Origin of the sequence: Kangiella sp., from assembly GCF_048265365.1 — a bacterium.
GTDB lineage: Bacteria > Pseudomonadota > Gammaproteobacteria > Enterobacterales > Kangiellaceae > Kangiella.
Window position 1 is genome coordinate 98,182 of the sequence record NZ_JBLXBT010000002.1, and the last position, 23,128, is coordinate 121,309.

At 41.2% G+C, this 23,128-nt stretch carries 17 protein-coding genes; 2 read left to right on the forward strand and 15 right to left on the reverse strand.

Annotated elements, in window-relative coordinates:
• Nucleotides 1-12 precede the first annotated feature (12 nt).
• From ACN0VI_RS09700 to ACN0VI_RS09730, 7 genes are all read right to left on the reverse strand, one after another.
• Nucleotides 13-4,008 (reverse strand): non-ribosomal peptide synthetase, encoded by a 3,996-nt coding sequence (locus ACN0VI_RS09700; protein WP_417446644.1) that lies wholly within the window; start codon nt 4,006-4,008, stop codon nt 13-15.
• Between the two features lie 18 nt (nt 4,009-4,026).
• On the reverse strand, nt 4,027-4,305 hold the full coding sequence (locus tag ACN0VI_RS09705; RefSeq protein ID WP_331891534.1) for an acyl carrier protein: 279 nt from the start codon (nt 4,303-4,305) through the stop codon (nt 4,027-4,029).
• Complete coding sequence (locus ACN0VI_RS09710) at nt 4,302-6,089, reverse strand: acyl-CoA dehydrogenase (RefSeq protein WP_417446645.1); 1,788 nt, start codon at nt 6,087-6,089, stop codon at nt 4,302-4,304. Before ACN0VI_RS09710 ends, ACN0VI_RS09705 begins: the two co-directional genes overlap by 4 nt.
• Nucleotides 6,086-7,849, reverse strand: coding sequence for a fatty acyl-AMP ligase (locus ACN0VI_RS09715; RefSeq protein ID WP_417446646.1), 1,764 nt, complete (start codon nt 7,847-7,849; stop codon nt 6,086-6,088). The genes ACN0VI_RS09710 and ACN0VI_RS09715 overlap by 4 nt, the downstream gene beginning before the upstream one ends.
• Nucleotides 7,849-10,194: an efflux RND transporter permease subunit gene (locus tag ACN0VI_RS09720; protein ID WP_417446647.1), complete on the reverse strand. Its 2,346-nt coding sequence runs from the start codon at nt 10,192-10,194 to the stop codon at nt 7,849-7,851. The genes ACN0VI_RS09715 and ACN0VI_RS09720 overlap by 1 nt, the downstream gene beginning before the upstream one ends.
• 592 nt (nt 10,195-10,786) lie before the next feature.
• Complete coding sequence (locus ACN0VI_RS09725; protein ID WP_331891530.1) at nt 10,787-11,416, reverse strand: flavin reductase; 630 nt, start codon at nt 11,414-11,416, stop codon at nt 10,787-10,789.
• An 83-nt stretch (nt 11,417-11,499) separates the two neighbouring features.
• Nucleotides 11,500-11,841 carry a hypothetical protein gene (locus ACN0VI_RS09730; RefSeq protein ID WP_417446648.1) on the reverse strand — a complete coding sequence of 114 codons (342 nt, stop codon included), beginning with the start codon at nt 11,839-11,841 and terminating at the stop codon, nt 11,500-11,502.
• Between the two features lie 273 nt (nt 11,842-12,114).
• Between ACN0VI_RS09730 and ACN0VI_RS09735 the strand changes: the two genes are divergently transcribed.
• Entirely contained in the window at nt 12,115-13,446 is a 1,332-nt protein-coding gene (locus ACN0VI_RS09735) for an NAD(P)/FAD-dependent oxidoreductase (RefSeq protein WP_417446649.1), read from the forward strand.
• Nucleotides 13,447-13,450: 4 nt separating this feature from the next.
• Here the strand turns inward: ACN0VI_RS09735 and ACN0VI_RS09740 are convergent, their stop codons facing one another.
• The 8 genes from ACN0VI_RS09740 to ACN0VI_RS09775 form a co-directional block, all read right to left on the reverse strand.
• Nucleotides 13,451-14,431: a hypothetical protein gene (locus ACN0VI_RS09740; RefSeq protein ID WP_417446650.1), complete on the reverse strand. Its 981-nt coding sequence runs from the start codon at nt 14,429-14,431 to the stop codon at nt 13,451-13,453.
• 362 nt (nt 14,432-14,793) lie between these two features.
• Nucleotides 14,794-16,353 (reverse strand): hypothetical protein, encoded by a 1,560-nt coding sequence (locus tag ACN0VI_RS09745; protein ID WP_417446651.1) that lies wholly within the window; start codon nt 16,351-16,353, stop codon nt 14,794-14,796.
• Nucleotides 16,354-16,394: 41 nt separating this feature from the next.
• Nucleotides 16,395-16,985 (reverse strand): hypothetical protein, encoded by a 591-nt coding sequence (locus ACN0VI_RS09750; protein ID WP_417446652.1) that lies wholly within the window; start codon nt 16,983-16,985, stop codon nt 16,395-16,397.
• A gap of 116 nt (nt 16,986-17,101) precedes the next feature.
• Entirely contained in the window at nt 17,102-17,614 is a 513-nt protein-coding gene (locus ACN0VI_RS09755) for a hypothetical protein (protein WP_417446653.1), read from the reverse strand.
• Nucleotides 17,615-17,639: 25 nt separating this feature from the next.
• A complete protein-coding gene (locus ACN0VI_RS09760; RefSeq protein WP_417446654.1) occupies nt 17,640-18,986 on the reverse strand; it encodes a glycosyl hydrolase family 18 protein in 1,347 nt (448 codons plus the stop codon).
• 228 nt (nt 18,987-19,214) lie between these two features.
• Entirely contained in the window at nt 19,215-20,252 is a 1,038-nt protein-coding gene (locus ACN0VI_RS09765) for a lyase (protein ID WP_417446655.1), read from the reverse strand.
• A 184-nt stretch (nt 20,253-20,436) separates the two neighbouring features.
• Nucleotides 20,437-21,138, reverse strand: coding sequence for a hypothetical protein (locus ACN0VI_RS09770; protein WP_331891521.1), 702 nt, complete (start codon nt 21,136-21,138; stop codon nt 20,437-20,439).
• Nucleotides 21,139-21,228: 90 nt separating this feature from the next.
• On the reverse strand, nt 21,229-22,395 hold the full coding sequence (locus tag ACN0VI_RS09775) for a dipeptidase (protein ID WP_417446656.1): 1,167 nt from the start codon (nt 22,393-22,395) through the stop codon (nt 21,229-21,231).
• A 177-nt stretch (nt 22,396-22,572) separates the two neighbouring features.
• On the opposite strand from ACN0VI_RS09775, the gene ACN0VI_RS09780 reads away from it, so the two are divergent.
• Entirely contained in the window at nt 22,573-23,067 is a 495-nt protein-coding gene (locus tag ACN0VI_RS09780; RefSeq protein ID WP_417446657.1) for a winged helix DNA-binding protein, read from the forward strand.
• Nucleotides 23,068-23,128: the final 61 nt, after the last annotated feature.

The window sequence follows — 23,128 nt, forward strand, 5'->3', positions numbered from 1 at the left end:
TTTCTCCAAATTCTAAGAAGCTTTCTTTATTCTTGCGTTGTTGATCATTAAATGTTGATTCAAATGCTCAGCGATCTGATGGACATTCGGCTTATACATAATAGAGTTATGATCTCCTGGGATATCAACAACAGAAAAGTCATTGCTTAGTATGCTATCCCAGCCTAAATACTCACCGTAATCCTCAGGTTCATCTTCTGCCCGGTATAAATACACATCTAAGTCATAACGCTTTTCTTCATACATTTGTAGCGCCATGCCATTTGCAATATAAACCTGGAAAAAATTAAGCAGGCTATCAACATCGGTATCAGCATCTAAAATGTTTATTTCTCGAGCTCTGTCGAGCACATATTCAAACTGATCTTCGGGCTCAATTTCTCTCAGTATTTCGATTGGAATATCCAAGGTTTTATTATGGGGTACAGCAAGATCACGCGCGAACCAAGACAACAGTGTCGCGTCATCACCGTCACTGGGGTGATTAGCAACAATGGGGGCTCTAGTGTCGAAGACATGTATCGCCTCTACATCATGACCCAATGCTTTGAGCTGGGATGCGGACTCGTAAGCTAGAACACCTCCGAAACACCACCCTCCCAATCTAAATGGACCCTCGGGTTGGTTTATAAGTATTCTCTCTACATATTTTGACGCAATATCTTCTATACCGACTTCAATTTCATCTGCATCTTTAATGCCGGGAGATTGATAGGCAAATACCGGAATATTACTATCAAGATATTGATTTAATGCCATGTAGCAATGAATAGTTCCACCAATAGGATGTAGCAAATGCAGAGGCCTAACTTCAGAGTGACCTTTATTGAGAGGCACAACAATATGATCGTCAGAACCAAAATCACTGTGACTGATAGCAGATGCCATTGCTTCAATTGTGGTATTGCTAAATATAAACTGATTATTTAAGTTTAAATTAAAAGCTTCATTAATCTTGCCGATCAACTTCATGGCCAATAACGAGTGACCGCCAATATCATAGAAATCATCGTCAACACTGATAGATTCCTGATTCAGGACTTCTTGCCACAATTCAAGCAGTTGTCTTTCTAAGTCTGAGCTTGGCTCAATCAATGTCCTATTATAATTATTTGCAAAATCAAAATTTGGTAATTGCTTACGATCAACTTTCCCATTCGAGTTCAGCGGTAATCGATCAAGCTCATTAATAAAATTAGGAATCATGTAATACGGAAGCAAATGCTTCAGTTCTGCCTTTACCATTTTACCAGTCAGGCTCTGTTCGCTACTACTTACAAAATAGCCAACTAGAATAAGCTCGCCGTTCAACTTTTCTGCGACGACTACGGCATCCTTAACACCAGTAATTTTGCGAAAGTTTTCTTCTATATCAGAAAGCTCTATACGAAAGCCTCTGATTTTGAGTTGGTTATCACGACGACCAAGACATTCAATCTGTCGATCATGAGTGAGTCTACCAACGTCACCAGTCTGATAAATTTTATCCCCAAAACTGTCTGACCATAGGTACGCTTGTTCTGTTAAATCGTTTCTATTGAAGTAACCTTTAGTTAATCCATCACCTGCTATGTAGATATCGCCAACCACACCGAGAGGGACCGGTTCTAGGGTCTTATTAAGAATCATGACTGTAGTATTGGCAATAGGAGTACCAATATCGACTTGCGCTCCCTGATATTCAGACAGCGTTGACCAAACGGTCGTTTCTGTCGGTCCGTAAACATTGAATAGCCTTGAGCATTTTTCTGATAAATCATCAGCAAGTGACTTGGGAAGGTTTTCACCTCCACAAAGAATCGTTAGCCCGTCTATACCCTGCCAAGCTGAATCAACCAACATTTTCCAAGTTGCGGGAGTTGCCTGCATCCAACTAGGCTTAAGTTCATTCAATTTGTCGATTAACAGAGACGCGTCGGCACTAGTATTAGAGCCCAGAATAATAGTTTTAGCGCCAACCGATAAAGGTAAGAAAAGTTCCAACACTGAGATATCAAAAGAAATCGTGGTAACAGCTAATAACGAATCAAATTCAGACATACCAGGAGTGTGTGCGAAGCTACGCAACATGTTAACAACATTTCTATGGCTTACCTCAACCCCTTTCGGTCTTCCTGTAGAACCAGAGGTGAATATCACATACGCAGAAGCGTCAGGGGCGACTGCGGGTATTTTATTGTTACAAGGTTGTTCGGCAGCTTTATTTATAAGTTCTTGAATGCTGACACTATCAAGAGCACCACTTGTATCTGAATGTCCTTGTGAGTCATTAATGATAAGGCACAAATTACCATCTTCGACTATCATCTGTGCTCGATCCATGGGAAGATTCGGATCAATCGGAACATAAGCTGCTCCAGCTTTCATAATAGCTAATAGTGTTATGATTAACTCTTTATTACGCTCCAATGAAACGCCAACCCTTTTCCCGGCAATCGAATAATATTCACATAAATACTGGGACAGCTGTGTTGAGGATTTAGACAATTCATCATAACTCAGTTCAGAAGTTTCATCCTGAACTGCGACTCGGTTGGGGAAGTTGTCTGCGGTAGTTTCTATCAAATCAGAAATGGATACTTTTGGAATGTCGAGCTCAATATTAGAACTAACCACAGACTGCATACCATTTGCATGAAGTTCTGGCAGCAGCTCTAGCGCAGAAACATCAGAATCCAATTTTCTAAGCACCTGATCAAGGATATGAGTAAAACTGAGCCCTAACTGATGCATGCTCTCGCGTTTAAAAAGATCGTCGCGATACTTTAGCGAAACGCAGAGTTCACCATCGACCATCGCCCCCATTTCAATATTAATATCGTACTGGCCTTCTTGTTGTGGCAACCAATAGGGCTTGAGCAATAAATCGCCCCACTCTACACTGCTATCAGAACCCGTATCGTTAAAGAAGTCAGAAAAATCATTCAAACCAGGTAATTTATCCCAGGCAAAACCTGCTTGTACTAATGCAGAGCGGCTGGGGTCAGGTTTAATCTTTAATGCTGCAACCAAATCAGGGAAAGAAACTTTCTGGTTTTTCACCGCAGTTTTTATGGCGCTGGCAGTTTCACTGATAAACTGTGATACTTTACAGTTATCCTGCAAGGAGCTACTAAGCACGATGGTATTAACAAAGTTACCAATAGCTTTGTGATACTTTCGTCTATCTCGGCCAGAAACTGGTGTGCCAACCAACACTTCATCTTGACCGGTATAACTATGCAGCACAATACAATACGAAGCTAACAATAAGGTATAGGGTGTTACTTCCAGGGCCTTTGAGCTCTCTAAAAGCCTGGCGGTGATGTCACCAGGAATACGAAACTCTATCGACTCCCCTTTAAAAGAATTTATAGTAGGTCTTGGGAAGTCAGTTGACATATTTAAAACCATATCGCCCATGGTTATTTTTTCAGCCAAAGAAGTTACTATGGCTTTATACTCATCGCTCTTTTTATATTCACTGTCTTCATCTAGATAGTTATTGTATTCACAGTTATCATCATTAGAAAAAAGTTCACCATTGGATACAGCCGAGTATGCAGATGATACATCTTTTAAGAAAAGACCCAGCGACCAAAAATCAAAACACGAGTGGTGGGCAACAAATAGCAATACTTGCTCTTTATCAGTTAGTTGAAAAAGATAGCACTTAAGTGCTACCTCATCTTCTAACGCAAAAGACGATCGTGAATAGTTTAAAATATTGTCTTTGGCTTCAGCTGAAGTAAGGCCCGATAAGTCAACACTTTCAACCTGAATTACCTGTTCCGTTGGTTTAAAATAAATATCCTCCTGATATTCACAAAAAACAGAACGGAGAGCCGTGTGCCTTTTTTGCACGTGTGAAACCGCGCTCTGCAATTGATCAAGCTCACAGCCATTGATAACCCTGGCAGCGAACACAAGGTTGTATGCTGCCGTTGATGGGTTACTTTTCTGTATATAATACAAGCCTTTTTGAGTTGCGGTTGCATGTTTTAACAGTTCCATTTCATCAGCACTCATAATATTCCCGTATTCGATTTATAACGTTAAGTCTTTAAAGTTATTAGCTACATATTCAGCCATTTCATTGATGTTGTTAAAATCCCATAACAAAGTGCTTGGCAACTCGATATCGTACTGATCTTCAAGGTCGCCGATCAGTGTTATAGCGTCAATCGAGTCAAGACCATATCCGGTGAAGGTTTTATTTAAGTCAACTTCACTTTCGGTGATCGATAAACGCTTCGCTAATAATTTCTTAGTTTCAGTTTGAATTTCTTCAATTGTTGGTTGTTCGATTATAGTTGTATCGTTCATGCTACATGCTCTTCCGTATTGTTAATGTTGTTATTGATTAATGGTAGAATTGGTAAACTAACCAGTGAGTAAGTAAGATGCTGATTGGTTCTTCGTTCCAGCTCCTTAGCCGCATTATCATAATAAGGGTTGAGGTTATCCTGAGTGCCCTCATGAAGTTCGTGTAATAACCTATCCAAGGCAACGATTAGCCATTCACCATCTGCAATGTATTGATCACTTAGATCACGGTTGTATAGCCAATAGTTAATAGCACACACAGCAGCATGAGTAATGCAGTACTGTCTTGAAAGATTGAACATTTCAGGCGATTGAAGACCAATCTTGTAGCCTGTATTCCCCATGACACGATTTAAATTCGCTTGATATTTTTCTAGCAGTTTATCGACTAATAACCGTATTGCTTGAATAGAAGACACATCCGAAATTTGAGCAAGCTTCTCTGGAATATCAACGATACTTTCCATGATCAGATCTTTAGAATGACTTGATAGATCAAGTTTGCCACCATCAAACGCCGGCACTTTTTCTGATGCTCTGAATAACTGGCTCAATAGCTCATTATTTACTGGGATTTTTTTCTCAAGGACTTTTTTCTGGCGTCTTGCCAGTAATGGTAACTGAGTACTGAGAGAATAAAGATTAACTTCTGAGCTTCCATCAAAAAGACTGACCACCTGGCTATCCCTCAATGATTTCTGAAAAATCCCCTCTTTATGGCGTTCTCTAAAGAAGAATCGAGCACCCAGAACGGTAGCTAAATCCTTTTGTGATTTATCCAGCTTCAGCGGTGCAAAACATTTGGCAACAGCCGACAAAATGCTGAGTTGCTCTGGAATGACATGAGCGGCTCGAATCAAGGTTGAACCCACTGTGTCTGTAGTTAAAATATCAACGAATGCGCCGGTCAAATAGCGCTTTGCATTAGGGATGTCAAAAACTGACTTTTTATACAGCTGACGCTTTTGAGCAAAGTCCATAACAACTCTCAAGTTGTTTTCTAAAGCGCCAATAGATAAAGTTGCGCAAAGTGTGCGAGTAACCTGAAAGGCTTTAATTGCAATTTCCAGACCATCGCCTTCTCGACCAATCAAACTATCTTTTGATATTTCAGTACCTTTAAACTTAATACCGCAAATGTCACACCCTCTTAGACCATAGCTTTTCACTTTAGGTAGGTAACTGAAAGTTGAAGGGTCAAGCTTGCTCTTTTCAACCATGAATAACGACAGATTACGAGCTCCTTTGTCATTACTGGTTCTAGCCAAAAGCATTACGGTGTCAGAACGCGCAGCCCTATTAATTGGCCACTTTTCTCCTTCTAAAATATAACCATCTTCTGTCTTTGTGGCTGTTAATCCATTTGCTAAAAGATCTGAACCATGATCCTCTTCTGAATAAGCAAGACAGGGTGAGCAATTATTTGACAAAGTAATTTCTGCACAACGCTTCTTTAGCTTCTCATCTCCTCCAACCCAGGCAATCAATGACCAGATCAAAGTGCTCATAGTAACCGCAGTAGATAAATCACGGCGTGCCAGAACTCTACCAAGCTCATAGATTTCTTCATAAGAATGGAGTTCGCCACCAAGACTTTGTGGAACATATTTGTGATGAAGTTTGAGCGACAGAAGAAACTGGAAAAACTCCTCCTGAAATGATTCGCTTTCATCCAACTCCATGATGCGCTTAAAGGACATCAGGGTTTCAGGGTTGTTCGGGTCGCCAAGCTTAGCTTCAAGCTCTTGTGCCAATTGAAAATGTGGCAATTCCTTTATGTTCATAACTCCTCCATTAAATTTGCAACTGGCTTTTCTTCCAAAGGTAAGGCGTTTGCTAAAACCTCATCGAGATAGACTTTTTTTGCTTGTCGTCTCTGTATCTTGCCACTGGTTGTTTTAGGTAATGTTCCTGGTCTTATAAATTTGACATCAAAGAGCTGTAAACCGTGGTTTTCGGCAACTTTTTCTTTTAGGATCTCTTTAACTTCAACATGCTGCTCAGGTTCTAGACGACGATCGATTTCCTGCATTACCACTAACTTTTCTGCCCCATCGAGTTCTACGGAAAACGCAGCCCCTGAGTGTGGCTTTATGTGCTCGCTGGCATCAGTGATAGTTGCTTCAATATCTTGTGGATAATGGTTTTTACCGCGAATAATGATTAAATCTTTGATTCGGCCAGTGATAAACACTTCTTGGTTATCGATAAACCCTAGATCGCCTGTTCTCAAGTAACGATGTTCTGTGTCACCATCCAATATCCCAACAAAGTCTTCACCAGTTACTGGAGCTTTTTGCCAATAGCCAAGAGCAATACTATCGCCCTTTACCCAGATTTCACCTACTTGACCATCTGCATTTTCAATTGCATTTTCAGGATCTACGACCTTAATCTCGAGGTCGGGTACCACTTTACCGCTACTCACCAAAGACACTGCAGCATCCAACTGGTTAGAGCGTTTCCCCAAATCAGCTTGTAAATGTTCTTTATCAAAGTAACTTATGATCGGACTGGACACATGACATGCACTGGAAACCATTAACGTGGTTTCAGCCATTCCATAACAGGGCAAATGGCTAGAATGCCTGAAACCATACTGCTCAAACCGTGCGCTAAAAGCATTAACCGTATCAGCGTTAATTGGCTCGGCGCCATTAAAAGCAACTTGCCAACTGCTCAAGTCACAATCAATCAGCTGCTTTTCTCTAACTCTCTTTACACATGCCTCGTAAATAAAGTTAGGGCCACCCGAAATCGTACCTTTGTAATCACGTATTGCGTTCAGCCACTTAATGGGTCTCTGGATTACGGAAATAGGTGACAAAATGACGCATTGATAACCTGTATACATTGGCTGTATCAGTCCGCCAATCAAACCCATGTCGTGGTAAGGCGGCAACCATGTCACCATGCATGAGGACTGATCTTGACCAGTGACCTGACGAATCATTTCAGAATTGTGTAGCAGATTACCATTAGTAACCATGACTCCCTTAGGGTTGCCCGTTGATCCAGAGGTATACTGGAGGAATACCACTGAATCTTTAGAAAGTGAAACAGGCTTCCATACTTCATCACCGGTGAAACAATCTTCGCTATCGGTGGTAAGCCAGCTGGCCCCAAACTGACTCAGTTTCTCTAAAATTTCATCACTGGTGGCTTTAATCACCTTTTCCTTGGTCAGTAAAATTTTTGGTTGGCAATCGGCCAGGATTCTTTCAATCCGATTGAAATGGTTACTTTGTCGAGGTTCATATACTGGAACCGCAATAGCTCCGGCAAATATCACCGCAAAATAAGCAACCGTATAATCAATACCAGGTGGGTACATTAAAACGATACGTTCACCTGCAACGTCAAACTCTTGTAGTTTTGCTGCCAGTTGCTTGACCCTTCTCTCAAAATCAATATAAGTAATTTTCTCTATATCACCGTCTCGATCTTTTAAATGGATATAGGCAATTTTATCTGGTTGAACTTTGGCTCTATGCTCGACTAAGTCGATCAATGAGCCACCACAAAAGTCATGCTGATTAATCATTACACTTTCTCTCCCTGTTCTATATTTAAACGGTCCTCATTCAAATCTCTAGCAAATATCCAACTATCAAACTTCAATAACAACGCAGGTAAAATGGTTAAATCCATGATTAGTGCAACCAGTAAGGTCAATGAAGATAAATAACCGATGGTGCTATTAACTTTGAAACCAGATGTTGCAAGAATTGCAAAACCAATCACTAGCACTATTGATGTCACAACAATCGCTTTACCAACACTGGTGTAGGTATCATTCAAAGCCTGTTGTGGGTTCATATTATTGACGCGTCGGTTATGAACATAACGGCTGATGAAGTGAATACTGTCATCGACAACAATACCAAAGGTCAGTGCCGTTATGATTGATGCAGCCAATCCAATCATCCCTACTGTTAAGCCCCAGATGCCCAGAGCGACTAAAGCAGGCAATACATTGGGTATCAAGCTTAAGACACCCAGTTTTGCTGAGCGGAATGGGAAAATTAATATAAAGGAAATCACGATAAGAGCGATGGCTGTTGCCCATAACATACTGTCGATATTATCTTGCGCCACATTACCGAACATCATTGACCAGCCAAGGCCATCACTATGCATATATGCTGGCAGATTATCAGCCATCCAATTCTGTGCATGCTGTTCAAATGCAAGTAACTGGTTGTTAGTCAGATCATCCAGGGTCACAGTCATGCGAGTTGCTGACTTATCAAGCTTTACACGCTCTGTAATACCAAGACCGTAAGGCAAAGAAGTTTCATATAGCAGAATGTATTGACTAATAAGATCACTGTTATCCGGTATGGTATAGAATGACTGGTCATCACCATTCATATTTTTATTTAAGCGTTTAACCACATCAGAGAAAGTGTTCACATGAACAACTTCCGGCTGCTCATAAAGCCAGTTACTGAACTTCTCCAAATTGTTCATATACTCAGGCTGAGAAATTTTTTCTCCTGCTTTTGCTGGCAAGTCATACTCAACAATGGCAATACCCGTTAAATTGTTGAGTGCGAACTCAGTGGACTTACGAACATCGTATGATTCATCGAAGTAACGAATGAAATCTTCGTTCAACTCATTTTTCATTGCAGCAGCAGACAAACCAACTGCAGCAATAATACCAACTAACAGAACCTTAGCTGGATGCTTAGAAACCCAGCCAGCAATGCCTCTTAGCAGGTTTGAAAGGTTTTGGTTTTGTGGTTTCTTATTGGATAGTTTTTTTACCGGCAAGATATTAATCAATGCAGGAAGAAGTGTCAGTGATAAGAAACATGCAACCGCTATACCTACTGCCGCAATATTGCCAAGCTCTCTGAAAGGAGGTGCATCACTGAAGTTCATGGTTAGAAAGCCAATGATAGTACTAAGGGAAGTCAGCATGACCGGCTTTGCATTGAGCCTTAAGGCTTCCTGCATCGCTTTATGTTTCTCATAACCATTAACGCGATAATAATGTACAAAACTCAGTAACAAGTGAACACAGTCGGCTACAGCAACCGTCAAGATAATAATTGGTGCCGCACCTGATACGGGATTTAATTCCATACCCGTCCATCCAGCAACGCCAACAGCAGCTCCAATGGAGAGCAACATAACAAGTAACGTGGCTGATACAGCGGTAATAGAACGAAGTAGGAAATAAAGACCAACCAAGATAATGAGTAGCATTAATGGAATCAGCTTGCCATTATCCTTCTCAGTCGTTTCAGGGAATGCATTGTTCATGATAACAATGCCGGTCAGATACATATCAATGTCAGGGTTTGAGGCCAGTGTTTCTTCTATCAGGTTACGGGCATGAGCCACTACTTCACGAGTCTGGCTATCAACCTTACCTTCGGTGAAGTTGATCGTGACATTCACGCCGGTCACAGCGGCATCATCTGAAATTAAACGATTAATTAGATTAGGTTCATTAAGCGCGGTGCTTCTGATGTCTTGAATGTCCGCGGCTGTCATTGACTCAAGATCACCCACAAGATCTTCAATGATTAGATCGTCTTCCTGTGCATAGCTATGCTGAAAGTTTGTGATTGAATCAACACGTGTTGAGTAAGGAATCTGCCAACTTTCTTCAGTAAGCTTCTGAACAGTGGCCAGAGTTTCTTTAGTAAATACACTACCTGACTTCGGTGCAATAACGAATAGCAGGTTATCGCTTTGCGAATAATCATCGCCAAGCTTTTCAGAAGCCATTAGCTGAGTATTGCTTTTATCGAAATAGACTTTGTAATCCGCTGTTTGAGTTAGATTTTTCGCGCCTACGGCAAATATCACAGCTATAACTATACTCATCGCTAACAAATGCCAACGATATTTGTTCACCCAACAGAAACCCATAAAGACACCTTTATTGATAAATTTAACTAATGATTTAAAAATGATCGACAAGACTCCTTTCGATCTAACATATATCTTACATTCCATTGTGTTACGAAATGATTTAAGTAACGTTTAGAAAACGTTAAATTATTTGACGCTTAACTCGCTGTTTTGCAATGGTTTTTATATCCTGGCGAGTTCTAAGCGGCGGGAAGTATATAAATAATCTTCAAGCAAAGTAAAATGAATTTTAGTTATTTATTTACTGGTTGAACCACACAAAGACAAATTAATGCAAATACTACTTATTAGTTTAACTATTGAGTCATATGCGCTTTAAAATCGATTAAATTTTGATCGCATGTACAAAAACATGACACTAATAAAATCAGGATTATGATCAGAAAATAACAAGGTGATAAAAAAAGATGACATACAAACGTCACAATGAATGGTGAATTTATTGCGTTCTGCAAACTCGATTTGTTAATAACACGGTTTCACTTTTTTCAATAAATAGAAATAGCCGTATTTAAAAATAAATTGGTATTTGTATGAATACAATTAATCATTGAACGTGTATTGATAAGAGATGTTTTGTGGAAGAAATTTAGAACTCTGGCACCTCCTCCAACCTGGCATAGGAATATTCTGCTTCTTTTCTCAAACAGTAATATTGGTTCAGCCCCGCTACCCCTGTAGTGTCACAGGCCTGCAAATCGATATATCCCATCTCATTCACCGCATAATCGGGAACGACCATAAGCTGGATTTCGCCTATAACTAAGGTGGTTCCATTCAATTCAATCGGAATTGATTGGACATGCTTTAGGCCAAACTTGATATACGAATCTTTCACAAAAGGTGCTGGAAACCCTTTGATGTACTCTTTATCGATTGCACATCGATCAAACTCTGAAATATCCGCAGGAAATTTAGCGGACGTATAATGAGCCTGGCGGGTTAAAGTCAGAGGGACGTGATTTATGGTGTAGTAACCTGTCGCCTTAATGTTATCGAAAGTGTTACGGGCGACCTCGCTGTCAGGGCGTACAATCATCCCAATCAATGCGGGATCACTACCAAGATGGACTACCGAGCTAAAAATTGCCAGGTTTGCTACCCCTTCTGACGACTGGGAACCAATAAGGTTAGCTGGCTTGATGCCAGTGATACTATTAATCAGGTTTAGACGAAACTTCCGGTCTAACCGGTTAATCTGCTCTTTATCGATAAACATACTGCGGACTCTAAAAGGTAATACCTAGCAATATTGTCCACTTTACAAGTCGAAAAAATGTGAACGCAGAATAGATTATTATCTTAGTTAAAGACCCTATTTTCGTATCTTTGTAATGTTATCAACCCATAGCCCGCGCAAATACCGACAATAAGACCTATCACCAGAAACAGCCACTCGCCAAGCACTCCACCACTCACTAAACCCAGCAAGCCCGCAATGAACATCTGTAAGGTAAAGGATTTTACTTTTGTTAAGACGAGGAACTCCATAATGGTTGTGGCTATCAGCGCTTGAATGCCAACCAATATGTAAGCAAAGCCTATAATTTCTAACAATGCACGGATAGGTAGAAAAGGATCATCGCCTGAGTCAATGAGGGTTACAGTGCCATCGTTCGCTAAATCGATATAAACATAAAACAATATCGCTCCAAGAATTGGAGGCAGATTAATACCCAGGAGGTAGCGGTACAGTCTAAAGCGGTTCATCTGAGTTAAAACGTTAATTTTATAAGTGCGGACAGATTAACCTTTACGTTCAGTCAGGTCTAGCCCATCTGAATTATTCATAAGGTCAAGTAAGTTCAAGTACGGTTGATTCATAAACTGCCCCTAAAAAAAAGAATTTGCACACCTAACTTACTCTGCCTGCTCATCCAACCTCCCAGTATAGACATCCAGCTCAGTTGACTATTCTTGTGCTTACATTATGATTTGGCGCATCATTTCTATATCTCAGTCATTATGGCCAACTACCCAAACAGTTATTACGCGGCGACCCTGAACTCTGAACTGGAAGCTACTCCCCTACCACAGAATTTGCAGGTTGAAACCTGCGTCATTGGCGGTGGTTATGCGGGCTTAATGACGGCTCTGAGCCTGATTGAGCGCGGTCACACCAATGTGGCGGTTATTGAAAAGAATAAGGTTGGCTGGGGTTGTTCTGGGCGTAATGGTGGTTTTGTGTTCGGTGGCTATTCACTGGGTCCTAAGCAACTCATCAAGCAGGTTGGTGAGGAGAAAGCCCGTGAGCTGTATCAGCTGACACTTAGTGGCGTTAACCTGATTCGTGAGCGTGTTAAAAAGTACAACATTGACTGCGATCTGGTTGACGAAGGCGTACTGTGGGCTAACTGGTTCAAGGATCAGTCAATGCTATTGAAAGAACAAGCCTTCATGCAAGACAAGATGGGGGTTGATTGGCAGTACATTACTCCAGATACCCTAAAGGACCAGCTTAAGACTGAACGCTATCATGGTGCTTTATTTGAACCTAACGCCATGCACTTTCACCCACTCAATTATGCTCGTGGCATCGCAAAACAAATCCAATCTCAAGGCGGGCTGATTTTCGAAGATTGTGAAGTGCTGGATATTGACTATCAAAGCGCTACCAAAGTTGTGAAAACCGCACAAGGCAATGTCCAAGCAAAGAATATCGTTCTATCAGGCGGTGGTTATATTGGCGACTTATGCAAACCGGTTGCACGTTCGATTCTTCCCATCTCGACCTACGTGATGACTACGGAGCCACTGGGGGACGAATTACAAAATTATATCAATACCCAAGCTGCCGTTTACGACACTCGCTTCGCATTTGATTATTACCGACCATTAAAAGACACGCGTATTTTGTGGGGTGGCCGTATTAATGCTAATACCAGTAAGCCGAAAGACCTCGACCACATTCTACGTCGCGATCTGGCCAAAGTATTCCCGGAACTTAAAGACGTTAAAGTAGATTACAACTGGCAAGGATGGATGGGCTATGCCCGTCACCAGATGGTGCAAATCGGCGAGCTCGCGCCTAACGTTTGGTATAACATTGGTTTTGGTGGGCATGGAGTTGCCCCAACTACCGCAGCCGGAGAAATCGTGGCATCAGCAATCACCAAACAAAACCAGGACTACAAAAGATTTGAGCAATGGGACTTGCCTTGGAATGGCGGAATCTTTGGGCCACCAGCAGCTCAACTAAGCTACTGGTGGTATGAACTGAACGACTGGTGGAAAGAAAAGTGGCAATAGCCTCTTATTCGACGACAAAACTTTTATTAATCTCGGCGGCATTAATTTCTGATACCCATAAATAACGACCGGGTGTTAAGTCGACCTTTATGTATCCGTGGTTACCCTCGGACATATGCTCCAGGCCTCCAATAAACTGAACCGGGGCCGGAGCTCTCAAACCGCCAACATTAGTCCAATCCATCCAGAAATATACTTCTTCCAAATCAGTATCGTCGCTTAACCTCGCCAAGTTCAAATCATAGGGAATAAAGCTCGCGGGATTATCTTGCATTGAAATTTTGATCGTATGTTCTCCAGCCGGTAGCGAACTTGGTGCTTCGACCCCAGAGTTGGATACGATAACTTGATAATCAGACGTCGGTTCAATAGCATCATTAAGATCATCTGATACTTCAATCTGATGCATCATTCCCATCAATGTATGCCACTGACCATTGGGTGCTTTTACATAACACTCAACTAAATAAATACCCGGCTTTTCGATATAAAAACTGGATTCTGTTGACTTGCCAGGTGATAGCAAAGCAGCGCCACCAACCCAAGTCATTTGCAAGCCCCACTCCGGAACGTTTTCTGCAAAGAAAGGACCGATATCGGCTTTGGTTAATTCGCCATTTCGTAGCCCCTCCATCAAAGGGTCAAAAACTGGAGCAACTTCTGCCAGCTGATCGTCTATATTTTTTCCATCAACCAAGCGGTACATGGCAACAAAATGTACTTGCTTACCCTCGTTTTTAAAACGAAATGTTGTCCAGCCCTTATTGATTGCAGAAGGCGCGGAAATTTTATAATCCGTGGTTGTTACTTCAATAACTCCATCATCTTTATCTGTGATGACCTCGTCTTTGGCTTGTTCTTGATAATCTGTTGCCAAAGTAGATGAATGATCAGCAACGACTTTTTCACTCTCATCATTTTGATCGCAGGCCACCAGTTGAAAAGCAGCTAAAGCAACGACAATACTGACTTTAAATATATTCATAACTCTCTATCTCCCTCTTACTGTTATACAACCTGACAGCACTGCTTAGATGCAGTTTTGGCTGTCTCCAATAAACTTTATTTTTTCAGCTATATTTATTTTTATTCTAATAAATCGCCTGACGTTGCTTTTGAAGCCGATTATGAGGCTATATAACCGTAACATATTTGGCACTATTTGTTTAAAATTTAATCAGTCGAAAAGTTTTAGACTCAATCTTTGAAGCCTGCACCGCCAATACCGGCAACATCAGTCATGACAGATTTACAATACTGATCGCTGCAAATGGGATCGTTCGAAAGGAAAAGGAGAATAAAAAAAGCGACCTCATAGAAGCCGCTTATTTGATGGTGAATAATAGATTATTCGCTTTCGGTGTCCTTTACTGCACGATCCGGGATGATCCAAAGATAGTCCGTTAGAGTGAGGTCTTTTAAACACTCACTATCGGAGTCTAAATCGTCAAGCAAGCCTGGGCAGTCTGGATTCTGATAACTGGCTGTTCCAGCGACCTTACCCGTTGGCCAGCCTGCGCGAACATGGCAGTTACGGCAGTTAGTTGCAACCGGATGAATAACGCCTTCGATGTAAGGGTTAACCGCAATATCAAGTTTACCGTCTGGATTAGCAGGAACCGCATAAGCATCAGTTAGTAGATAATGATCCCATGGGCCTTGCGCCTGCGGCAGCTCTGGACGATTTTTAGAGTAAATTCCCTCGTTCGGAGTATCCGACCACCAAACACTTTGCAGGGTCCAGCTCATCAATTCTTTGGTGTTCACGTGCATCGCGACCGTAACTAAATAATCACCAACCTCAATTGGCTTACCGTTCGCCCACCGACTGGCAGCATCAAGAATCGCTTTATCGGCTTCATCAAAGCGTTTCCAGTCTTCATCAGTAATTTTATGAAAGTAAAAATCATCAAGAGCATACACTTTGGCTTTGCCTTTTACGGGCTCCATCAGCTTACCTTCATGGTCTTTTACACCATATAAAAACGCCGCATTCGCAATCTGCCCGACCTGTAATCCTGACGGGTCAATGGCAACCAATGTGTCCCACACTTCATAACCCGCATACCCGGTAAAGCTTGGTTCAAAGTTATTTTTCCAAACGGGAAGTGCCGTAATCCCTTTGGCTTTAACTGGCCAATACATATGCTTGGTAACAATCCATCGTTGATCCAGATCCAGCATGTGAACACCTTGTGCATGCTTATCATCCAGAGTCGATTGCAAATACAGTTTTCGACCGCGAATATCATTCATCGCAGCACGGCTCAAAGACTCAGTGGCAATCATGATGTCACCATTCGACACAAAGTTCTTACCATCGCAAGCAATATCTTTGCCCTTCTTATCTTTACAGATACTTTTGGGATAACTGGTTATAACACCTGCAGGAAGATCATAGATAGGCGCGGGAGTGTCAACGTCAGGTGCATTTTCAAAGTTCTTCTGCACTATTGTAGAGTGAACGTTTTTAGGCTTCTCTTGAGATTGATTTTGAGAGCCCGACTGCCTTTCCCCTATTGGCCCCGGCCCAGAATTTTCGAAAGCACCTTTGGTGTTAGGCCAACTGAACCACAAAGGCCAACCAAGCGACTCATCCGGTTGCATAATACCTGCCCATAAACTCCAGGCGTGCTGACGAATAACGGTTCTATCGCCTTCATCCGTGGCTTGCTGCAAGACCTTTAGGTTTTCCATGTAGCCATAACCATCCGGAAATGGCACGTAACCGTCTGAGTTCCAGTCAACTACCTCAACGACCTCTTCATCTTTAACGACTTTTTCCTCTTCTACTACCTCAATCTTCTCGACAGACACTTTCTCATGCACATCCTTTGTTTGTGATGTATCTTGCTGCTCACAAGAAAATAAAACGAAACATAAAACTAAAACACTATATCGAAACATAACTCCCCCGTTGCTATATTTAATAGATTAAAATTGCTTTTTTACTTATCTATCTTATTAAGGATTTTGAAATCCTTAGGTGGCAACTCTTTACTTGTTTTTAAAAACTCAGTGACTTCCATAATCGAATTTACCGTCGCCGACGATATAATCCCTGAGGTGCAGGTTTCTGGTGTGTATTTATCGGTAGTAATCACATATAAATCACTGCCCTTTTTAGTTGAACATGTACACATGGCTTTGCCAGTTTTTTTATCGATCGTACAAGGCGCATCTAAACAGTATGCCCACTCGCGATCATTTTGACAGGCGACAAAACTTTTAACTGGGTAATATCGTGACACCAGAGCGCCTGACTTAGCATCACCCTCACTTTCACAGGCTTTAGAACCGACCGAATATCCTTTTTTAACATCACAAGAACATGCGACCGCATCAGTGCCATCAATAGGCTCACACTGCGCGGTTGTACACAAAGCATATTTCCCTTTGCATACTTGCAATGTATCGTTTTCTGCAACCTCATTGGCTACAGATACAGAGCTAAAATTAATAGTGGAAGAAAATATACAGCAATAGAAAAGCGTGTGGAAAAGAATACTGAACAGACGTGTTGAGTTTAAAACATTCATAAGAAACCTCCATGATAACTTCTTGTAAGCCATCACCCCTATATCCATGACAGCTTTTTAAGCATAATCCATTAAAAACTTAGCTTAAACAAGTAGTTTCTCAAAGCAAATTTGCATTAATGTTTTTCCCACTCAGGAGGCCAGGGGGCTTGCATACAGAAGCAATTATCAGGTTGAGCACTGGTGTAAGTCTCGGAAAGCGTTTTGCAGGTTATTGAGACTTCTTTTTGTTTATGCTTAAACTCAAAGTAAACTCCAAAAGTTTGAGTGGATGGATAAATATGCTGGCCACTACAAGATAAGAAGGAGCCAAGGGGCTCAACACAAAATCCGCATGAATCATAGCCTCCGAACAAGTTCTTCACTTCACTCACAGCTCTCAGTTCCCTGCTACTTTTCTTGCCAATATAGTTATTACTTTTCGGCAATCCTACACATTGAAATGGCCTATCATAGGAATAGAAGTGAACGGATCTGGGCCAATGGCATTTATTTTTTATGGTCACCTTACCAGTCAGGATATTCTCCTCGGCTGAAACTTTTGTAGTAAAAGCACCAAACAACAAAAACATAACAATTAGCATTAACCATTTACGATTTCTAATCGTATACTTATATAATTCCTTCATAACACTATACTTATATTCGATGCACTTACATAAATATGGGTTCTAAATCAGCCACGATATTGCTATCTGGTAAGTTTGATAAAGGCACTTTAACCAAGCGTCCTTTAAATCCAACTAAGCTTTTCCCTTCTTGCTTATATGTCTGCTTTTGAATATTAGTTGCATAATGCATGGTTCCAAACGGGCCATATTGTTGACCACTTTGACATTCAAACAACACTTGAACGACGCACTGCCAACCAAACCAGGTTCCACGGGATATGGTTACTGCCACAAGAGAATCGTTTGAAGGAATAGTAATGGCGTCTACCGTTCCCGTCTCACTACCATGTAATAGCAATGAATAATCAATTTGCACTGTTTGGTTATTAAAAGTAAAAGGAGCTGAGTTAGCGGTTTGGATAGCATTGATCACATCACCATGGCGTATCACCAGTTGTTCTAATACAGGAGAACCAATCGCACCCAGAATATCGCTATCATCAAAAGGCAAACCCATTCCACGTACTAATTGACTGTAAATCAATTGATAGGCTTGTTCGGATTGATAATTACCTGAGTTTAAGCGCCAGGTGCATGTTTTAGCGGATGAGTAATCTAAAAACTCTGAGTGAGCTTGTTGCGGCGTTTGATAGGGAGCAATATCATAGCTACTGGTGCTTTCGTATTTTGCTCCAAATGACAACAAATCTTCATCAATTCCAATGTTCGTATAATCTTCTTTCGAAGTCGGACCGTATGCTTGAACATTTAACCAGTCGGTCGTTTGATTAACGACCTCCGCAACCATGCTCCCGGTACCTGCCGGTGATATTGTCAGATAATACTTTCTACTGGATGCATCAAAAGCTTTGCGAATCGCATTGAATAACAAAGAAAACTGTTCGCTAGTAATTGAATTAGGAACGGGATACTCCCAATCGAGATCAAATCCATCAAGATTATTATCAGCTAAGTATTCCACCAAATTATTTGCGAAGTTGGTAGCGCCTGTTGAGTCATCACTTCCTGAGAAAATATTACTTAATACTCCTTCGTTGTAACCAAGAGTTGCCAGGAAGAGCATATTAGGATTTGCAGCTTTAGCATCGCGAATAACATACTCCATATAATCTTGGGTAGAAGGATGAGTGTTATTGCCGGGTTGGTTACTTGGATAGGTCTGATCTTTATTGCCGAGTTCAATAGTCCACGAGCCATCAGTTCTTTTAACGGTAACGAAAAAACATAAATTTACAGCATCTAAAGTTTGATAAACATTGAATCGATTAAGTGTCTGATAGCAACTGATAGAATCATTATAATTAGTACCGCTCGGATTGTTTTCCCCTAACAAAATCCATGCGTACATTCCATTGCTCTTTTTTTGCATCCTTTAACTCCCTGTAAGCATCACTCATCTAGCAGTGATTGATATGATATCTGTATAAAGTATAGGTCGAAAAACAGTATCACCTAGCTCAACAAGTACTTTCAAGAAATTATCAAAAGCAAATTTGCATTAACACAGAATACAACCAGAAAATCTATAAAGCCCTGTCATTATGAATAGCGACCGAAGGAAGCACCTTTAGGTGATCTGCTCTTAACTTATAAATAGCTATTCCTTAGCTCCCTCCCCCTTCATCTTACCCTTAGCAATATACCCGGTATCTATTCCGAACCAAAAAGCATCAGTATCAGGATCATAATACATATGGCGAATCGAGCCACCTTCTTCAACAACAGTGCTACTGAAAAAGCTTTCACGATTGGTATCAAAACCCACCATTACATTCGGATAAGGTCCAGTCTGTGCAATCCAGATCACTTCCTCATCGTCCAGTGCGGTGCCATAGGGTCGACTGCCTTCTCCACTGGGTAACAACCACTCCTCAAACTCTTTTTCTTGAGGGTTGTATCGTCCCAAGAAACCACCCATAAAATCCACGTACCAGACATTACCATCATCAGTAATTTCCATGCGGCGTGGGCGTGCATTATCGCGAGGAAGCCTAACTTCAATTAAAGCAAAAGTTTCTTTATCAACAAAAGCTAACTTATTAGTACCCAGCAATACCGACCACGCATTGTTATTAGCATCGGTTTTAATTCCATACGGACGTGAACGCTTTTTTGTCATAGACACATGTTGCACATCGCCCGTTTCCACATTTAAATGACCAATCACATTGGAGTGCTGAGCGGTAAACCAGATATTCTCATCGGAATCGAATACCAGAGTATGGGGATCTTGAACTCCTTCTGGCATTGAGTATTGCTTAATAGCACCTGTTTCAGGATGAATACGACCGATATGGCCATTCCGATTACCGGCATACCAAACAAAGCCTTTACTATCGACTATCAGGTTATGCGGATGACTGCCCTCAGCTACTTCAAATTTCTTCATCTCACCTGACTCAGGATCCAAGCGCGCAATATAATTATTCGCCTGCCCACAGAACCACACCATGCCGTCCGGAGCTACATAAGGATCTCGCGGCCGCCCCTTCCACTCAACCTCATAAGCCGTTACCTCAAGCAGTGACGGTAGTTTATTGGGAGCTGCGACTTCACCAGCGGCATTAGCAGAAGCGATGAACAACCCAGAAAGGAAAAAAGAAGAGAACAGAAACTTCAAAGAGGCGAGAAACATAAAGAACTCCTGTAATAAAACACAGGAGTTCAGTATATGTGGAAATTAATGTAGGAGCAAAGAGGTACTTTGCAGACTACCAACACTTGTCATCCCGTGGCACCATAGGCACTTCCTTCGGTCGGTGACTACGGGATCCAGTGATCTTTTAATTGTTGGTATGTCTCGACATATATATATCAAACTATTTAGCAATTAAGGTAAAGTCATATTCGAGATAAAGACGCAACTCAGAGACAGACGCCCTTTCCCACATCAGAGATTGACTTAATCCACTAATATCTACTTTATAGTTATCACCAAATATATTAATTGTAGAGTTTATATCTTTAGCAATTGCAGCCAGTAACTCTTGACGATATTTTTCTGGATTTACAATACTTAATACAAGCTCACCATTCTTTTCAACTTCGGTTCGTCCTGATACAGAAATTGTAGTTATAAAGTCATTAATGCGCGTTACTAACTTTTCAACTTGGCTTTTATTATTTATTGGAGTCTTAATGTACAAATTAACGACAGAAGTATCTGTGCGCTCGCCTTCCTCAAAGTCCAACTGTAAATCATCTAACGTAATTGGATAAACGATATCTTTGCCAACGCCTAACTCAATAAGTTTGCTTTTATTCGCGCTCCTAAGAATGTCCTTTACCGTATTAGTAAGTTCCTTTTCTCGCAAAGATTGATCCCTAGAGTCATTAAGCAATTTGACTTGTTGCACTAAATAATCAGCAGGCTTAACTAACGTGACAGCTGGAGAATCATACCAATCGATTCTAGAGCCTGTTACTACAATGGTCTCAACATCGTTAGCTCTCACTAGACTTGGAGTAACAATTGTACAAAAAATAATGGTTAGCATTGTTAAGTATTTTATATTATTCATGTTTTTTCCTTATTATGGTTTGACAAAACTATCCCATAAATAAAGCTGCATGTTAAGTGCTGCCTTAGTTCAAGTATGATTAAAATACCATTAACGCCATACCTCGCGCATTAGATTATAGGCATTCAAACCCAGCACCTTTTCAATTCTGGTAGTGCTGTGCCCTCTTTCTGCGAGCTTATTTGCGAGTAAGTAAAATTGGTTTGATCCAACGATATCAGGCATAAAGTTTAAATTACCGATTTTCTCACCGGCGGCTGCAGCTCCATTATCAATCCGGTGCTGTGTCATCTTATCGGTGCTTTGACGAACTTTATCTATGTCATCAATACCGGTATAGCCACCGTCTGTGCCAATGGAGACATGATCTTCACCGCAGACATTAATGGCATGCTCAATGTGCGCCACCAGATGCTCAGAATTCGCCTTGCTGTCCGGCGCTAAGAACGGCATAAAGTAGACACCGAACAAGCCCCCTTTATCAGCCAACAAACGCAACTCCTTATCCGTTTTATTACGCGGAAAGTCAGCTAAAGCTCTGCAACCACTGTGACTGATAGTTACCGGCACCTTACTGGCCCTGATCGCTTCGAGACAGGTTCTCTCACCGCTGTGACTAAGATCAATCAAAATATTCTGTTCGTTCATCTTCTCAATGACCTTATGCCCAAACTCGGTCAAAGGTAATCGAGGACTAACATTCGCCCCTCCTCCAATTTGGTTTTGTCCGTTGTAAGTAAGCTGCATGGTCAGCACACCAAGGTGTTTGAAGGTTTCAATATGCTCCAGATTATTACCGATGGTATGACTATTCTGAAATCCTAAGGTGACGGCAATCTTATTATCTTTTTTTGCCTGTACGATATCGTCGAACTTGCGAACCAAAGTCAGCACATCGGCATTGGCATCAATGAGCTTATGGTGTTGGCTGAGAATACTGACGCTGGTCTCGAAGACATCATCACCGGGATAGGCTGGAAAGGGTGCTCCTGTCGTTTGTCGGTAACAATCAAGACCACTGGCTAACAGCTCCTGCTTCAAACGATCCGTCATGCGCCAGTTATCCTGAATACCGCCTGTTGGGTCATTAATATCATACAAAACACCTAACCCATCAAATACAAACCAATCGTTATATTGTTTTCTAGTAATCACATTATGTATTTTGGTAGAAGCTAGCAAACCTCCAGAACCAAGATTGATACCCACAGCTGCCGCAGCGAGAGCAGAGTTCTTGATAAACGACCGTCTATTCATTGTTCTATTCCTTTGATGATCTAAATCTACGCACATGCAATTATTGCAACATATTGCGCAACATGTTACATTCTTTCCTAAATTTAAGTCAACTACCAAATTGAAACAGAATGTTGAACAGCGTCTTAAAGGCGTGTTGAAAGAAAATAAAAGCGAATCAAAAACGGATAAAACTTCATGGGCTTAGAGCAAAGCATCAACCAGAAAGCATTGCTGGGAAAGAGAGCCGAAGATCTCAGCAATCTCATAGAACAGCAAACTCAGCCTATCTTTGATAGCCTGGGCATCATTGTGCCAATCAAATCCTGTTCCACCCTGCTAAGCTTACTCGAATTAGAACAAGCATCCTTAGTTGATATATCCAAGGAACTCGGACAATCTCACCAACTGGTTAAACAAAAAATACCGAAACTGATAAAGCTGGGACTTGTACAGCAACACTCAGACAAAGAAGATAAAAGACGAACGCTGTACTCATTAACTAACAAAGGCGAAGAGCAAAGCCATAAGATAAAAGAATACCTCAAGGAATCAGCCGCATTGGTGGATAGTATTTCTGAAGAGATTGGAGTTCATATCTTTGGCAGCATCGATAAAGCTATTAAAGCGATAGAAGGCAAGAGCTTGTGGGAGAGGTTTAATGGAGGGCCCCAAGTCACCACCCGAAAATAATGCATCGTTAACTTATGAAAGTTAACGATGCATTTTAAGCTTTCTATTATTGTAAAAAACA

Excerpts from the sequence above, each read along its gene's own strand:
- ACN0VI_RS09700 (WP_417446644.1), bottom strand. The coding sequence starts at position 4,008 with ATGAGTGCTGATGAAATGGAACTGTTAAAACATGCAACCGCAACTCAA.
- ACN0VI_RS09780 (WP_417446657.1), top strand. The coding sequence starts at position 22,573 with ATGGGCTTAGAGCAAAGCATCAACCAGAAAGCATTGCTGGGAAAGAGA.
- ACN0VI_RS09705 (WP_331891534.1), bottom strand. The coding sequence starts at position 4,305 with ATGAACGATACAACTATAATCGAACAACCAACAATTGAAGAAATTCAA.
- ACN0VI_RS09725 (WP_331891530.1), bottom strand. The coding sequence starts at position 11,416 with ATGTTTATCGATAAAGAGCAGATTAACCGGTTAGACCGGAAGTTTCGT.
- ACN0VI_RS09745 (WP_417446651.1), bottom strand. The coding sequence starts at position 16,353 with ATGTTTCGATATAGTGTTTTAGTTTTATGTTTCGTTTTATTTTCTTGT.
- ACN0VI_RS09720 (WP_417446647.1), bottom strand. The coding sequence starts at position 10,194 with ATGGGTTTCTGTTGGGTGAACAAATATCGTTGGCATTTGTTAGCGATG.
- ACN0VI_RS09765 (WP_417446655.1), bottom strand. The coding sequence starts at position 20,252 with ATGTTTCTCGCCTCTTTGAAGTTTCTGTTCTCTTCTTTTTTCCTTTCT.
- ACN0VI_RS09710 (WP_417446645.1), bottom strand. The coding sequence starts at position 6,089 with ATGAACATAAAGGAATTGCCACATTTTCAATTGGCACAAGAGCTTGAA.
- ACN0VI_RS09715 (WP_417446646.1), bottom strand. The coding sequence starts at position 7,849 with ATGATTAATCAGCATGACTTTTGTGGTGGCTCATTGATCGACTTAGTC.
- ACN0VI_RS09755 (WP_417446653.1), bottom strand. The coding sequence starts at position 17,614 with ATGAAGGAATTATATAAGTATACGATTAGAAATCGTAAATGGTTAATG.
- ACN0VI_RS09770 (WP_331891521.1), bottom strand. The coding sequence starts at position 21,138 with ATGAATAATATAAAATACTTAACAATGCTAACCATTATTTTTTGTACA.
- ACN0VI_RS09740 (WP_417446650.1), bottom strand. The coding sequence starts at position 14,431 with ATGAATATATTTAAAGTCAGTATTGTCGTTGCTTTAGCTGCTTTTCAA.
- ACN0VI_RS09760 (WP_417446654.1), bottom strand. The coding sequence starts at position 18,986 with ATGCAAAAAAAGAGCAATGGAATGTACGCATGGATTTTGTTAGGGGAA.
- ACN0VI_RS09775 (WP_417446656.1), bottom strand. The coding sequence starts at position 22,395 with ATGAATAGACGGTCGTTTATCAAGAACTCTGCTCTCGCTGCGGCAGCT.
- ACN0VI_RS09750 (WP_417446652.1), bottom strand. The coding sequence starts at position 16,985 with ATGAATGTTTTAAACTCAACACGTCTGTTCAGTATTCTTTTCCACACG.